Below are 16,157 nucleotides of genomic sequence, written 5' to 3' on the forward strand. Positions count from 1 at the left end.
CTTATAGGACAGTCCATACGTTTCCATTTTCGGAAAAAGGAAGCCGACAACTTTTTGAAAGAATGTCTCTCTTACTATTTCGTGATTCTTTACGTAGGCCAATGTCTTGCGGCAAATTGTATACTCTTCTCGGCAGGCGGGACACGATCTCAGGTGGTCTTCGATTTCGGCCTGTTTGTCGTTATGAAAATGGCTCTTCTTCTCCGCATATAAAGCAAGCTCTTCGGGATCGATATGGGAATCATCCAGTGCTTTCTTTATTCCGATACCCGCTTTCAGCAAGGAGATATCTCGAACTATCTCCCGGAGTTCGGAGTTCTGTTCAAACTCTTTTTCAAATTGCCTCTTTTCCTCATCCGATAGAGCCCCTCCGAGATACCTCTTTACTCTTTCTGTAAGACTTTTAAAATCCTGCATTCTTTTCCTCATCTATTAATGACATATATAGAGGCGAAAGAGACTCAACTTAGTTTGTCTTTTTTTAATAACATTTCTCTGATTTCTTTGGCTTTTTCGCGGCAGGACCAAAGCCGCCATTTGATATTTTCCTCACTCTTGCCGTTGCCCAGATTGTCCGCTATTTCCGAATAACTCATATCCCGATTTAAGTGCATACGCCACAATGTGATACATTCTCGCGGAAGCAGTCTCAAGACCCTGAATATCAATCTGCCCAATTGCTTTTTTTCCAGAATCTGCTCTGGGTTGAATAATTTTGTCGGAAGGTCCAGATCCTCAATGGCTGAATCGGTGAATTTCTGGTTGAAACGATAATAATCAATGCAGGTATGGTTTGCGATTTGCGCGATAAAGAACTTCAGTCCGGATCGCTGCTCAAAGCGCCCCTCAATCAATATGTTAAATAATTTATACCGAACATCCGATTTGATGTCATCAATATGGAATCCCAGCTTGCCCCTCCATTCGGCAAGACAAAGATCGATCATTTTCTCTATCGAATTGGAAGCATTTTTGTCTCCTTTTAGATAGTCCTTAATAAGCTTCGCGTCACTCATCAGGACCAAAATATATCGCTTTGGATATTTTTCCGCAAACTTTTTCCGGATTGGTTCGCCATTGGAGTAAGAAAATAAAAAAAAGAAAACTGCGAACCATAAACATAACTAATGAGAAAGGGAAAAGTCATGAAAAAGCTGACCACCATCGTTACCGCGGTCCTGCTTTTGGCTTTCATTGGGACCACCCATGCCCAGAGCCCCAATCCGCTTAAGGCCGATTCCCGGACAGTCACCATGGGGGTCGGATTTGGCGTCCCGTATGGCGTCCTGGGGACCAATACGGACATAAGTTTCTCCGATAACTTCAGTTCATCAATGGGTCTGGGAACGACAATTCTATCCGGAATGGCCTACAATTTTGGGATGAGATTCTTCCTTGCCCAGCCGGCCAGCACCTTCCGACCCAGGATTTCGGCCTTCTATGGCGTAAATTCGATTATTGAAAGCGGCTCATTCTTGATCGATGAATATGAGAGTTTCGAAGGGATCACATTAGGATTTGGCGCGGAAATGATGTTCGGCTCCTCGAAAGCCAATGGCCTTGATTTCGACATAATGTACATTGCCACAACCGGTTATGATGCCGACGAACTTCGCAGCCGTGGTTATGAAGTCTCCGGAGGGGCCAAAATATCGCTGGGGTATCGCCACGCCTTTTAATAGACAGCATTTTCAGTCCTCTTATTGGCCTCCATCTCATTGGAGGCCTTTTTTTTGGGGCCAAGGAATATTTTTGCTGTCTTTGACCAACAATTGGCTGGCTCATTCGCCTTACGATTAGATTAACAATGGATTTACACGATGATATTAAATCTAAACAGAATAATCGAGAGAGTGATACGGGCAGACCGGTCTCATTTTAAATTCTCTGATAAAATGGGGAAGCAGGGTTGTATGGCGGGCGATCGGTCAGCATCTGCCCCGGCTCCATTTATATGGAATTTTTGAATCAGGAAAACAGGATAATTACCAATTTAATTTAAACAAATAAGGAGAAAAGTATGAAAACATCAAGCAAAAGAGGTGATTCCGGATTGACAAAAGTGGATAATTTATTATCTTTTCAGGGAGCACACCGGAAAAAATCAAACGCCCTTTTGGCGAATTTAAAGTTTTTTTACAAAATACTTACTGGAGGAACAATCATGATTTCGAAGCGCTGTGGAGCAGTATTGTCGGCATTTCTGGTGTGCCTTGTATTGATGTCAATGGCACCCGATTATGCCGTAGGTCAATCTATTGATACTCTGTGGATTGAAAATTGGGAAGGCAACTGGGTTCCAGATTGGCATGTCGATTATGGAACATGGCAGGTAGGCGTTCCCACAAGTGGGCCTAATGCGGCCCATGATACTGCCATTGGCGGAACGAAATGCGCTGCAACTGTCTTGGCCGGGAACTACACTGAGGGTCAAAGTACGCGATTGATCAAGGATACGCGGTTTGTAGTTCCAGCGGCGTCGGAGAATCCGCGGTTACGGTTCTGGCATTGGTACCACTTCAATTCGGGCGATCGTGGATATGTTCAGGTTCGTGTGGCGGGTGACACGGTTTGGCAGACGTTGAAAGATGGCATCTACGGATTAAACGGTGATGCCGGGTATGGTCACTATTACAGTACATCGCGATGGACACGTCCGAAGCTTGACTTGATGGCATACGCTGGTAAGACGATAGAGTTATGTTTCTATTTTTATTCTAGTGATGCTAACGTGGCTCCTGGCTGGTATCTTGATGAGATTCTGGTAGAGACGGGCAACTATGTGTATAATGATCCGGAGGATTGGGAATCGGGGTTTGACGATTGGTATACCGATTTTGGGACTTGGGAGGTAGGCACTCCATCTGTAGTTGGTCCAAGCAGCGCCTATGAGGGGACGAAATGCGCAGCCACCATTTTGAACGGTAACTACTATGGCGTACATAGTAGTCGTCTGATCGGTCCGTCGTTTACGGTTCCAGCGGCGTCGGAGAATCCGCGGTTACGGTTCTGGCATTGGTATAGCTTCAATTCGGGAGACCAAGGCCAGGTCCAAGTGCGCGTAACGGGTGATACACTATGGAAACCTCTTGTATCGGGGACATTCACAGGCAATAGTAGCGGCGGCTGGACTAATCCTCCCCTTGATCTAATGGCATACGCTGGTAAGACGATAGAGTTATGTTTCTATTTTTATTCTAGTGATGCTAACGTGGCTCCTGGCTGGTACCTTGACTCCATTGTTATTGAGCCACCTCCTACTCCATGTCCTGCTATAGCTTGTCCGTCGAATCCGACTAATAAATCAATTTGCGCTCTCGGCGATGAGATTAATATTCCTATTCCAATTTCTTACTATAAAGCTGTAACAGTTACTCCATCAACAACCACATGGCAGAATGACACTCTCTTTTTTATCGCGGATCAAATAGGAGTCTATGATTTCACAATCATAGCGACAAATGATTCTTGCGCAGATACCTGTCACTTCACGGTAAATGTGAGTCTTAATGTCCCAATGCAGTTGGATATAAACAAACTGAGTTTCTCCACCACTGATACGGCTACTATTCCCCCGGCGGCGAAGAAAATTCATATCAATAGCTCCTGTTCGGATGGATCGTTAAACTGGCATCTTGGTAAAATAATCGGAGGTGATTGGCTTCAGATGAGTAAGACTTCTGGATCCAATCCGGATTCCGTTTCTATTTCGGTAAATCCCCATGGCTATACGCCGGGAATTTATAAGGGAAAGTTGGAATTCACGGCGGATAATTCCGCTAATTCTCCTATCCGCGTGCCGGTGACGATGTTTCTGGAATCGGGCACCGATGTCGGCGAGGATGTGGTTAAGCCGGGCGAGGTGGCCCAGATTCCGATAACCATTAATGCCACCAAGCCGTTGAAAGGTTTCACCATCCCCCTGCGTTATCATACTGATCAGTTGCAGTATATAACCCTCGATTCGATCAGCTTTGATACAAGCCTGATAGACAATATCATTTACCCGAATGACAGCGACATTATCTTTGAAAGGGTCGTTCAGGAACCGCCGCTTCCGGATAGTACCTACGAAATCGCTACGGCGTATTTCCGTGTCGCGTCGGGAGCAACGGCGGAATATGTCCCGATCGATACGGTGACCATATCGGCCGGCGGCCTGGATTATTCTTATGAATTCACATTCGCGAATGATAGCGTCGGTGTCCCGCTTTATAACCCCGGTGCCATCATCATAACACAATGCGACGATCTGCCAGTAATAGCTGTTTCTGAGCATATGGATACGGTGACCGCAAATGCTTCCGGATTAGCCTGTCACCCCTTGAGTATCACCAATGCCAATACAGTTGCCGTATCGGGCGCCACATCGGCGAACTGGTCGAATGGGCAATTATGTTTCCAGGTCGACAGCAGCGGGATAAATAGACTTGAATTATTGGCCGGAAACGACTGCGGATTTATACAGAAAGCGGTATCACTCTTTGTCAATTACATTCAGGATTCGCTGGTATTGAAAATCGCCGATGTCGAGATTGATTATGGCAGATGCGATACCGTTCCCATCACTGTCTCCAAAGCCATATCTAATCTGGCCGGATTCGAATTCCATATCACTTATGATCCCTCCATCGTTCGTGCTTGTGATGACATTGTCCTGACTGATCTTTCAGTCACAAAGAACGACACCGGCAATACCGTGCACGTTGCATGGACCAATCTGTCGTCTCCGTTGAACCTGAATGCCGGCGATACGATACTTTCGCTTCTATTTGAAGCGGTTGGAACCCCGGATGAAGTATCGCCTTTGACCTGGCTCTCCAATAGTCAAATAATTGATGAGGAGTCCACTCTTATTCCCGGATGCAGATATCATAACGGCAGTGTCGAAGTATCAATTCCTGCGGACAATATCTGCGGTGAAATTGTCTACTATAAAGATTTAGAGACAGCAGTGGCGGAAGTGAATGTAACATTGGACGGTTCGGTAAGCAGAAAAGATACGACTGATGACGGCGGGTTATTCTGTTTTGACGAAGTAGCCAATGGTAGCTACGAAGTTACTCCTCAAAGCAATCGCGACGACCTCGGGGTCAGTATCAGTGATGCGCTGCTGATTCAGAGATATGTTGTCAGGCTGGATGAATTTACGCCTTATCAGATGATAGCCGGTGATGTTAATCAAGATTGTCGGGTATCAATTACCGATGTTGTCGCTATCTTGAATAAGATCACATTGATTGCTTCTCTGCCCTCCGGAAACTGGACTTTCATCGACCGGGCTTATAATATCAATACGACCAATTGGGGCGAGGCTCCGGATGGTGTCGATCTTGTTGTGAACGGCTCGACAATATTGAATAATAACTTTGTCGGAGTGCGCAATGGCGATGTTAATGGCGATTGGAGCCCGAGCCAGGCAGGTTTGGCCGCCAGGACCCTGTTTGCCGGTAATTCCAACGCCATACTTGAAATAGAATCGGCCGAAACCGAGAATAATGGAATCATTGCGATACCTGTCAGCGTGGCCAATGCAGAGCAGGTCGCGGGCTATGAGCTTCATCTTAGTTTCGATATTGAGAAGCTTCATTATTCCGGGTACGCTACTGAATTGGATGGCAAAGTCATTGTCAATGTTGTCGATGATAAGATTCATATCGCCTGGATTGATGTCGAAAAGCCACTTTATGCTTCATCCAACACTGATTTGATCTCCCTTGAATTTGAGGCAGCTGACTTGGCCGATTCAGCCCGGTTCACTCTGGACCAGGTCGTAATTGCTGATTCTAAAGGGCAGCCTTATATGATAGAGACGAACGATGGCTATGTTAACCTGAAACCGACAATTCTACCGGATGGATATGCTCTTCGGCAGAATTATCCCAATCCGTTCAATCCCACGACTACAATACAACTGGCCATGCCGATCAGCGGGCAATACGAAATCGGCATCTACAATATAGTCGGGCAGAAGATCAAAACCTTCACCGGCTACGGAGAAGCGGGTATTGTCCGGGTGGAATGGAACGGATGCAATGACATGGGAGTGGCGGTTGCCTCGGGAATTTATCTTTATAAAGTAACCGTTGGCGATTTCCGCGACAGCAGGAAAATGTTGCTACTCAAATAGTGGGACAATCATTAACAATGGTAAGGCGGAACCTGGAAAGCAGGTTCCGCCATATAATAAGCCCCAAAGTGAATTAGCGAAAAGGAGTAGAACAATGAACAATAAGATTACGATACGTTTGGCGTTAATGGCTTGCCTTTTGACGGCATCAATACTCAATTCCTGCGGCAAAGAACCAGTTGGCCCTTCCGAAGTCGACAAAATTGCTCCCGCGGCAATAGCCGATTTGACAATCGATAGTGTCCGTAGCGGAATAACTTATATATCATGGACCGCCACGGGCGATGACGGTAGTTCCGGAACAGCATCCGCCTATGATATACGGTATACGGCCGATTCGGTCGCCCTCGCTGCATGGTCAGGGGCCGCACAGATTGCCCATTCACTTAAACCGGCCGCGTCCGGAGCGAACGAAGAACTGGCAGTTCCGTTGGCCGGCGGAGATTTTCATCATATTGCGATTAAGGCCATTGATGAAGCAGGCAATAAGTCGTCCGCTTCCAATATGGTGCATTCCGCCTCCGGACTCGAAATAGCCGATATGCAAACATCAGGATCGGGATGCGCGTCGGTCATTGTTCCAATTCTATCATATAATTGTGACACTATTGCCGGCGTAGAGCTGCATATTCAGTTTAGCGGAGGAGTCGTCACTTTCGATTCCCTCAAATCCGCCTTACTCAATGATGAACTTGTAAATATGTCCGACGGGACCATTCATGTGGCCTGGGCCAATATCAATGATGCCATTCCCCCCTTAAGTGGAGATACTTTGGCTTTGCTTTATTTCTCAAACCTTACCGGTATTTGCAATCTTACTTTTGGTACCGGATGTGAGCTGGTCAACCGGGAAGCCGAAACTCTCCCCGTTATCTATAATAATGGGTCAATGAAGTGTGAATAGTTGGATTAGAGCGTCGATTCATGAGGCGGGAAATCCCGCCCCAGTAAACGTATCCATAATTGAGAATAAATATCATTCCGTAGATAAAAGGATAATAATAACCTGTTAACCGCGTAACCGGTCCGATTTGCGGACCATAAGCCCGCTCGGGCGGATCAAAGAAAGGAAACATTTCATGAAAGCGAAAATGACTATTGTCGTAATAGCATTCTTTTTTCTGCTATTGCAGAATATTTCCGCTCAGGTTTTCACATCAGAATGGGAGTATAATGGCGGCCTTAACGTTATGAGAGATATGGATGGCGATGGAGCTTACGAATTGATAAGTGGTGGTGGTGATACTACTACAAGATCGATTTATGACGCCGCAACTCATGCTTTAAAATGGACTATCACCGGAATGAGAGTAGACGGCCTTTTCTGTATCACGGAGGGATATCTCTCATCGTCATATGATCTAAATGATGACGGTACCAACGAATTAATATGTAAATTAAGAGATGATAGTTCCGTGGTAGTATACGATGTCGCTAATGACTCGATTTTGTTTAGGTTGGGGGATGGAGCGAAATATGGGGACCTCAAATACTGGGGGGATATTGACAATGATGGTATTATTGAAATAGTCGTCGGGCTTAGCTATTACACCGGTTATGAATGGGATTCAAGCAAGACTATAATTTATTCAACCGGTGTTGCACAATCTGTTACAGAGGATAATGGAAATGAAATTCCCGCCGCCTATAAACTGGAACAAAACTATCCTAATCCTTTCAATCCGTCAACAATAATAGAATATCAGGTGCAAAGAGCCGGGCATGTTAGATTAACCGTTTATAATACTCTTGGCCAAAGAGTAAATACACTGGTGGATGAATACCGGAGTGCCGGAGATTATTCGATTCAGTGGGATAGCAAAGATGAATCAGGCGGCAGTGTGGCCAGCGGTGTTTATTATTATCAACTCGAAATTGGCGAATTTGCTTCTAGTAAAAAAATGGTAATAATTAAATAGGCGATAATAGGTGATAATTTATAAATAGTAATCCATTTCCCAATATGCAAATAATGCGAATTTTTCGGAGTACGGAGGTGTGCAGATGATAAAAATGGCTATCGAATTATTCCAGAAAATTACCATATTCTCATTTCTGTTATTGGGTATGGCGATTCCGGCGCTGGAACAGGAAGCGGCACCTGATTTTGGCAAACCCGGTCGAAGTGTGGCGGAGTTTGTCGACACGACTGGTCGCTTCAATTTGGAGGCGGCGCGGTGGTCGGGGTATCAGGGTTCGCTGAGTATGGAGGGTTTCGAGTCGGCGATTGATCCGACCACCGGCCAGCCGATGTTTATGCCTTCCATTGCAGGCCAAGCGTCCGAGGATCCGGATGATGTCTATTGGGACAACACAATATCGCCGTGCATTCCGGGCGTTAATGGTGCCATTTTTGCTACAACAATCTATGACGGGAAACTTATTGTTGGCGGCAACTTCACTGCAGCGGGTTGTGTGATCGCTAACAATATCGCCGCTTGGGATGGTTTCTCCTGGACGTCGCTGGGATCTGGAATGAGTTCCAGTGTTTATGCGCTGACCGTTTATAATGGGAAACTGATGGCTGGTGGCGTTTTTGCAACGGCCGATGGTCTGATTGCGAATGGGATAGCATCATGGGATGGAAGCGATTGGTCGCCATTAGGGGTGGGGTTGAATAGTTACGTTGAAGAATTGGCTGTGTACAACGATAAACTGATAGCAGCAGGAGCTTTCACAACAGCTGGCGGTGTCGCGGCAAATTACATAGCATCCTGGGATGGGAACATCTGGGATTCGTTGGGATCCGGGATGGGAGGAGAATATCCATCTGTTTATGGCCTAACCGTGTACAATGGCAATTTGATAGTGGGGGGCTATTTTACTATGGCCGGTGGCGTAGAAACAAATAACATAACAGCATGGGATGGAAGCAGCTGGGATTCCTTGGGATCGGGGACGAATGACGAAGTTGATGTCTTGACAATATATAATGGGAAACTAATTGCAGGGGGTTGGTTCACAACGGCTGGCGGTGTCGCGGCAAATTACATAGCATCCTGGGATGGGAACATCTGGGATTCGTTGGGATCCGGGATGGGAGGAGTATATCCATCTGTCTATGGCCTAACCGTGTACAATGGCAATTTGATAGTGGGAGGCTCTTTCACAATGGCCGGCGGCGTTGTGGCGAATAACATAGCTTCCTGGGATGGAAGTAGTTGGGATTCGTTGGGGTCGGGGACATATGGCAATGTCTATTCAATAACTTCATACGACGAAAAATTGATAGCAGGGGGTAGTTTCACAATGGCGGGTACTGCGGGAGCGATCAGCATAGCGTCCTGGGATGGGGGCAATTGGTGGGCAATGGAATCCGGAATGAACAGCGGTGTCTGGTCCCTTACCATTTTTGAAGGAAAACTGATTGCAGGAGGTTATTTTTGGGCAGCCGGTGATATAGCGGCGAGCAAAATAGCATCATGGGATGGGAGCAGCTGGGATTCGTTGGGGTCGGGAATGGATTACAATGTCAGTGCCCTGACCACATATAACGGGAAACTGATAGCGGGGGGTGTCTTCACAAAGGCTGACCGTGTTGAGGCAAGTCACATAGCATCATGGGACGCGAGTCGTTGGGATTCACTGGGGTCAGGGATGGATGAGTATGGTAATGTAGACGCGCTAACCGAGTACAATGGGAAACTAATAGCGGGAGGTAATTTCACGACGGCCGGCGGCATGGCGGCGAATAAGATTGCATCCTGGGATGGAAGCAATTGGGATTCCTTGGGATCGGGGATGAATATATATGGCGATGTCTTTGCCCTGACCGTGTATGATGGGAAACTGGTAGTAGGAGGGTATTTCACTACAGCTGGCGGGGTGACAGTGAATGGAATAGCGTCCTGGAATGGGAGCAGCTGGGATTCGTTGGGATCGGGTATGATGGGAGGGTTGAATACACGCGTTTCTGCCCTGACCGTGTATGATGGGAAACTGATAGCCGGGGGCTCTTTCACAACGGCCGGTGGTGTTGCAGCGAATAATATAGCGTCCTGGAATGGGAGCAGTTGGTTACCATTGGGATCGGGAATAGAAGGATCAATTCCCTTTGTCAGTGCCCTGACTGTGTATGATGGGAAATTGATAGCGGGAGGCAATTTCACAACGGCCGGCGGCGCAGCGGCAAACTCCATAGCATCATGGGATGGGAACGGTTGGTCTACTTTGGGATCGGGGATGAATGATGATGTCGAAGCCCTGACTGTCTATAATGAGAAACTTATAGTGGGAGGGTGGTTCACGATTGTGGGGAACAAAGTCTCGGCCTATTTGGCGGCATGGACAAAAGATATGACTGATGTGTCCGATGACGTTAGTCCCATTCTGCCTATTGACAACAAACTGTCGCAAAACTACCCGAACCCATTCAATCCGGCGACGACTATCGAATATAGTGTGCCAGTTCGCTTAGTCGTTAAGATTGAAGTTTATAACTTACTTGGTCAAAGGGTGCGGGTGCTTCTTGATGAGCATAAATCCGCAGGTAACTATCAAATTACCTGGGATGGCAAAGATTCGTCTGGCAAGTCGGTCTCGTCCGGCATTTATTTCTATCGTTTCAAAGCAGGCGAATATACACAGACAAGGAAAATGGTGTTGACGAAATAGGGGGGTGGAAGAAAACCTTTGCATGGGTATGCCGGAACAGCCTTGCTCGAGGTTGTCAATAAAAGATAGACCGACAAAATATTCATGGGACAGCCAGAAGGACGGCTGTCCCTTTTTATTTGAGTCGATCAGGGAAAGTGACAAAACCACCCTGCTTATCGGCTTCTGAAACGCCACCCTCTATAAAACCGCTATGGTCATATGACTCAGTAACCCTTTGGAGGGAAGTCATTGACTATAGAAAGACAGTTAATCACCCGGGCGCAGCCATTTATTCTGGCGGCCCGAGCCCAGGGGTTGATACAGCAGGAGGCCATCAAAGGATGCGCTCCCGCTATTCATCCTTTTCCTGTTTGCCTGGAACCTCCCTTTAATCCAATCATGGAAATAAGCCCGGTTGGAGAGAATCGCGTTGGAGTGCCTTATATAAAGGAATCTGAACCTGAGCCCCGTAGTTTGCGCCGCTTACGGGTCTGGATTTCCCCTGAGCAGGGTTTCAACTGGGTCAGATCAGAGCTGTTCATCAAAGGTCTCAAAAGCCTGCTGCATCGCGTCGGTTTTGAGATTTGCGGTAATCAGAATAATGTTGAATTCTATTTCTTAATTCATCAAAATGATTTCCCTCAATTTGCCTCCGCCTTCAAAAGCCAGTTTGATCGCTGTGAACTGACCGTGGAGAATCTCCTTACTCCTTTTTTACAGACAATAGCGGGCCGGCGGGGAACTGAGTTTCTTGATTATTTTCCCCTTCCCCCGTATTCACATCTTTTCACGCAGCCGGAAGAAATCAGAGTTTCACCATTCAATACCATAATTGCCGCCTTGACGGGTGTTGAGCCGCCTGCCATAGGGTTCTATCAGCTTCTCTTTCAAGGAGTCATACCCGAACATAATTGGCATCAAAACATCAACATTCTCAACGACTTTGAGTATATGATAAAACTGATGTCCGGATCACCGACTTCAACCAGAGTTCCTCTGCAATCACCATCAGGAGAACTTCGCGGGATGGCCATGGATACCGAAAAAAAGGCTCATAATGATAAACCATTTTTCGTCGGAGCCATGAGATTAGGAGTTATCGGGAATAATAAACCCGAGAACTGCCTGCCGCGGTTAAGCGTTTTTGCCAACCTCTTCCAGCATGGAGGCAGAGCATTACAATCGCTCTCAAATGAGAACTACCGGATAGTTTTAACCTCCCGGCAAATAGAGAGGATGCTTCTCAATGGAGCAACCTATCGGCCCGGGTTCCTGTTGAATTCCAGTGAGCTTTCTGCCATGGTGCATATTCCGCCGGCTGAATATCTGATAAATGAAAAAGCGCCGACCGTCTTGCTTGAAACCCTGCCGGCAAAAGGCGAGACTTTGCTTACGGGAACCCCGATAGGAGTCTGCCATTATGCCGGCACCGATCAGATTATCTGTATTCCTCAGTCTATAAGATCGAGGAGCACGCATATTGTGGCCAGGCAGGGCATGGGCAAATCGACCCTTCTTGAACATATGATCTTGAATGATATAATCTCAGGAGCCGGGGTCGCTGTTTTGGATCCCCATGGAGACCTGATCTATCGTCTGCTCCATTTAATACCTGAACCTTATGTCGGGAAAGCGATATTCTTATTCCCTGGTGACCGGGAGTGGGTTCCCTTATGGAATCCTTTGCAGCCGGTTACCAATCAGGACATTAGTCGAACGGCCGACGATCTGGTGGCCTCAATAAAGAATATCGTGCAAGGTTGGGGTGACCGGTTAGAAAACCTCCTCCGGCATTCCTTCTATGCTTTGCTTAAGGTCAGGGGAGCCTCCCTTCTGGACGTCTCTAATTTGCTCCGGAAGAAATCACCGGAAAGCAGATTGCTTATTGAAGAGATTATGAAAACCATAGATAATGAAACCTCCAGGATATTTTGGAATCATGATTTCCCCAATTATAGTAACCAGGATTTGAGCCCTCCCCAGCACAAATTGAGTAAACTATTGATGTCAGGAACGGTTTCCCTGATGTTATCGCAGCCGGAAAGCCGGTTTAATTTTCGGGAGATCATGGACCATGGACAGATATTGCTGGTGGATCTTTCCGGCCTGGGTTTTGAGCTTCGGCAGCTTCTGGGGAGTTTTATCCTCTCACTCTTGCACATTTCTGCCGTAAGCCGCAGCGATATTCCGCTGGAGAGAAGAAAGCCCTTTCATATCTATTGTGATGAAGCCCACCGATTTTTGCCTGCGACCATCGGAGACCTCATTCCTGAGACCAGGAAATTCGCTGTTGATCTCACCCTGGCCCATCAATATATGAGGCAATTTGACAATGAAGCCAGAGATGCCATCATGACAGCCGGCTCGACCATTGTCTTCAATGTTGATCTGAGCGATGCCCAGTATTTAGTAAAAGATTTCCGGGGTTTGGCAAGGCCGGAAGACCTGGCCTCATTTGAAGTCGGTGAAGCGGTGGCAAGAATCGGCACCGATATTGTCAAAATAAGAACCCAGCCGCCGTTAATCTTTCCGAAAGATAACTTCCGGCAATTGATAATCGAGGCATCCCACCGGAACTATTGCCGACCGTCTTCCGAGGTCAAGGAGATGCTTGCGGCAAGAAGCGGCCATTCCAGCAGTCGGTTTGCGGCAATTTCCGGAGTTATCGCGGATACCGATGTAGGGATCGAAGATGGTGACTTCAAATATGAAGAATTTGATTGAAAAGATGCGAAATGGATCCTTTGGATGAATTATTCGCGCAGTTGCGGGGTGCTTCTGTCATAAGAATTATCTACGAGAGAATAGATGAAGCCCGCCGGCATTTTAAAACCGGGTTACTTGAGCTTAAATCCTATCGTGATTTCAATCAGCACATTGCCGAGTTCATTCAACATCTCTACTCCCATGGATTGCTGGTGCCAAGAATGATTTCATTGAGGGCGGCGATGGCAGAAGGCCTTGACCTTTTGGAACGCCAGTATGAAGGCAATGGTGGGATTCAGGGATATGATGCGGCCTATCTTGACGCCGTTAGTAGTCAGGGGAGGGGATTCGACTTTGTGCTGAGTCAGTTAGCTGAATCCATCAGGGATCGAGAAATATTTCGATATACAAACGGCCAGTTCTCATTACTAATTGACCCCTCCGACTGGAATATCCATAAGCGAATTGTCGGAGAAATAGTTGAAAAATATGCCGCATTCCTGCCGGATGATATCTGTAATGGCAGTCCGGATAGATTCATCAACTATTACCGCGACCTCATAGAGGTCATTCTCTCTTCTGATCAAACAATTGAACAGGTCCGAAATTCTCCAAAAATCAGTCTCGGCAACTGAAACGCCCGCCTCTCCTCATCCGCTATCCGAATGGAAGCAGATAAGGAGAGTGCAAAGTTGTCTCAAACCCAGAAAATAATAAACCTCTTTAGGCACCGGTTTATTCAAAGAGACGATTGCTTCCCATTGCAATTTAAAGACAACGGAGGCGGATATACGGTTGTGGGGGAGAGACTGACGGACGAGATAATCCTGTCTCATTTAAGAGGGGACAAGACCATCGGGTTATATTGCTCACCAGAGAGTATGTCAAAATGGCTCTGTATTGATATCGATGACCTGGAAGAAGCTGCCGTCCGAGAGGTGCAGAATCATGCCCGCCGGTTTGCGATTCCTTTCCTGACCGAGTTTTCCGGAAAAAAGGGATACCATCTGTGGGTATTCTTTGACCGGCCCTATCCCAACAGATTCGCCCGCGCTCTCTCGCGGGCATTTGCCTTTAATAACGAAGTCTTCCCGAAACAAGATTTCATTGCTTCCGGGAAACTGGGCAGTCCCGTCAAAGCGCCGCTTGGCATACACCAGCTGACAGGCAACCGGTGCCTCTTCCTGGACAAGGATTTAAGGCCGGAAAAGGATCAATATGAGACACTGGCATCGATACGGACTGTCAATCCCATTCATATTCTCAAGAGCAGCTTGCCGGAAATCTGGAGGCAAATGAACTCCCACCCGCAAAATAGAAGAAGGTTTTCAAACGGATTCACAACTATAAATCTGCCGATTATGAAAGATTGTATTCGAAACGCCATCCTTAAGGGCGCAACTGAAGGAAACAGAAACCAGACCGAACATATTATAGCCTCAGAACTCCGCCGCCTCGGTTTAGAACGAAAGCAGGCCGAAATTATCCTGACTTCCATCTGGAATCCCCAAAACAAGCCGGTCCTTGAAGACCGTGAAATTCAGGTCATTTTAAGCTCCGCATTCGAAAACAAGGAATACTCTTATGGATGCCGGGAGGGAAGCCCAATAAGACAACTTCTCCAATGTATCGGGGCCGAAAACTGCCTATATCTCACAACCTTTAAAGCCATACAGAAACAATAATGCCTCGCGCAAATAGAAAATCGCCTGAAGAATTGATGAAAGAAACTATCTGGACACGCATGGATGTCTGTCGCGTTCTAAGAATTGGGCCGAAAACTTTGGATAAATATTTAAATCATCCCGACCCTAAAAAAAGACTACCTTCTCTTAAAATCGGAAGCACTATTATGGTTGACAGGCAAAAGGTCTTAAAATACTTTGAGTATAGACCTTTTGAACAAATTATAAGAGAAATGGGGTAGAAGTATGGCAAATTTGTTTCAAAGAAATGGCAATTGGTATGTAAGCTACAGATCTAATGGAAAGCAATACCGGAAGAGTGCCAAAACCAAAAACCGAAAACTGGCCGAAATTGCTTTAAAAGATTTGGAGTTGCAGCTCTTCAAAGGGAATCTTGTCGGCCAAAGAGGGAGAAAGCAAAAAGAGGAAAATCTCAATCAAATTATTTATCGTTATCTTTCGTACGTTGATGAAAACACAGTTCCTGAATATGCCCGCCACGTCAAAATGTATCTCAGTACATGGCTTAATTTCCTCGGTCAGCAAGATATAAAGGAAGCTTCAGGTATCAATATTAAGACAGTCGACGATTTTCTGGTGAATGTTTTAAGGAATAGAGCCACAAAAACAAAGAAAGAATATTTGGCCAGTTTGAAAGCGTGCCTAAATCGCGCTGTCAAATGGGATATGATTAAAGAGAACCCTATCAGGGATGCTAATATTTCGGGGAAGACAATTAAGAAAGTCAATTTCTTTTCCAAAGTTCAGATAAAGACACTATGGGAACAAGCACCGAAAGATCTCCAAGTCGCTATCCATATTTTGGTTTATACTGGAATAAGATTGGGCGAGCTTTGGGCATTAAGGTGGGAAGACATCGATTTTGTGAATAGTCAAATATGGACTGCACCCCTGAGACTGGACACAAAAGGTTAGGAGGATTTGGCACGGATTGGTATTTTGATACGAGGAAAGGATGGTGCCATGAATCCGAAACGGAAGTTCAGTGTGGAGCTGAAACGGCAGGTGGTAGAGCAACT

The 16,157-nt window shown here is 46.3% G+C and carries 12 protein-coding genes; 10 read left to right on the top strand and 2 right to left on the bottom strand.

From position 1 onward, the window contains the following. Together NT002_00130 and NT002_00135 are read right to left on the bottom strand one after the other, a co-directional pair. On the bottom strand, positions 1-417 hold a 417-nt coding region (locus NT002_00130; protein ID MCX6827684.1), incomplete at its 3' end, for a hypothetical protein. A gap of 44 nt (positions 418-461) precedes the next feature. Further along, positions 462-1,016, bottom strand: coding sequence for a sigma-70 family RNA polymerase sigma factor (locus tag NT002_00135; protein MCX6827685.1), 555 nt, complete (start codon positions 1,014-1,016; stop codon positions 462-464). Positions 1,017-1,145: 129 nt separating this feature from the next. Here NT002_00135 and NT002_00140 point away from each other — a divergent pair, with 129 nt between their 5' ends. The 10 genes from NT002_00140 (at position 1,146) to NT002_00185 (ending at position 16,053) form a co-directional block, all read left to right on the top strand. Continuing rightward, positions 1,146-1,679, top strand: coding sequence for a hypothetical protein (locus tag NT002_00140; GenBank protein MCX6827686.1), 534 nt, complete (start codon positions 1,146-1,148; stop codon positions 1,677-1,679). Positions 1,680-2,164: 485 nt separating this feature from the next. After that, a complete protein-coding gene (locus tag NT002_00145; GenBank protein ID MCX6827687.1) occupies positions 2,165-6,130 on the top strand; it encodes a cohesin domain-containing protein in 3,966 nt (1,321 codons plus the stop codon). Positions 6,131-6,224: 94 nt separating this feature from the next. Further along, complete coding sequence (locus NT002_00150) at positions 6,225-7,034, top strand: hypothetical protein (protein MCX6827688.1); 810 nt, start codon at positions 6,225-6,227, stop codon at positions 7,032-7,034. 175 nt (positions 7,035-7,209) lie between these two features. Further along, positions 7,210-8,049 (top strand): T9SS type A sorting domain-containing protein, encoded by an 840-nt coding sequence (locus NT002_00155; protein MCX6827689.1) that lies wholly within the window; start codon positions 7,210-7,212, stop codon positions 8,047-8,049. 85 nt (positions 8,050-8,134) lie between these two features. After that, on the top strand, positions 8,135-10,744 hold the full coding sequence (locus NT002_00160; GenBank protein ID MCX6827690.1) for a T9SS type A sorting domain-containing protein: 2,610 nt from the start codon (positions 8,135-8,137) through the stop codon (positions 10,742-10,744). A gap of 231 nt (positions 10,745-10,975) precedes the next feature. Then, complete coding sequence (locus NT002_00165; GenBank protein MCX6827691.1) at positions 10,976-13,450, top strand: type IV secretion system DNA-binding domain-containing protein; 2,475 nt, start codon at positions 10,976-10,978, stop codon at positions 13,448-13,450. Positions 13,451-13,461: 11 nt separating this feature from the next. Beyond that, positions 13,462-14,067 carry a hypothetical protein gene (locus tag NT002_00170; protein ID MCX6827692.1) on the top strand — a complete coding sequence of 202 codons (606 nt, stop codon included), beginning with the start codon at positions 13,462-13,464 and terminating at the stop codon, positions 14,065-14,067. A 246-nt stretch (positions 14,068-14,313) separates the two neighbouring features. Continuing rightward, a complete protein-coding gene (locus tag NT002_00175; GenBank protein ID MCX6827693.1) occupies positions 14,314-15,117 on the top strand; it encodes a hypothetical protein in 804 nt (267 codons plus the stop codon). 35 nt (positions 15,118-15,152) lie between these two features. Further along, positions 15,153-15,359 (top strand): hypothetical protein, encoded by a 207-nt coding sequence (locus NT002_00180; protein ID MCX6827694.1) that lies wholly within the window; start codon positions 15,153-15,155, stop codon positions 15,357-15,359. A 4-nt stretch (positions 15,360-15,363) separates the two neighbouring features. Beyond that, the gene (locus NT002_00185) at positions 15,364-16,053 is read left to right on the top strand and encodes a site-specific integrase (protein MCX6827695.1); all 690 of its coding nucleotides are present in this window, start codon (positions 15,364-15,366) and stop codon (positions 16,051-16,053) included. Positions 16,054-16,157 lie beyond the last annotated feature (104 nt).

This window comes from Candidatus Zixiibacteriota bacterium, assembly GCA_026397505.1.
Classification (GTDB): Bacteria; Zixibacteria; MSB-5A5; order GN15; family PGXB01; genus JAPLUR01.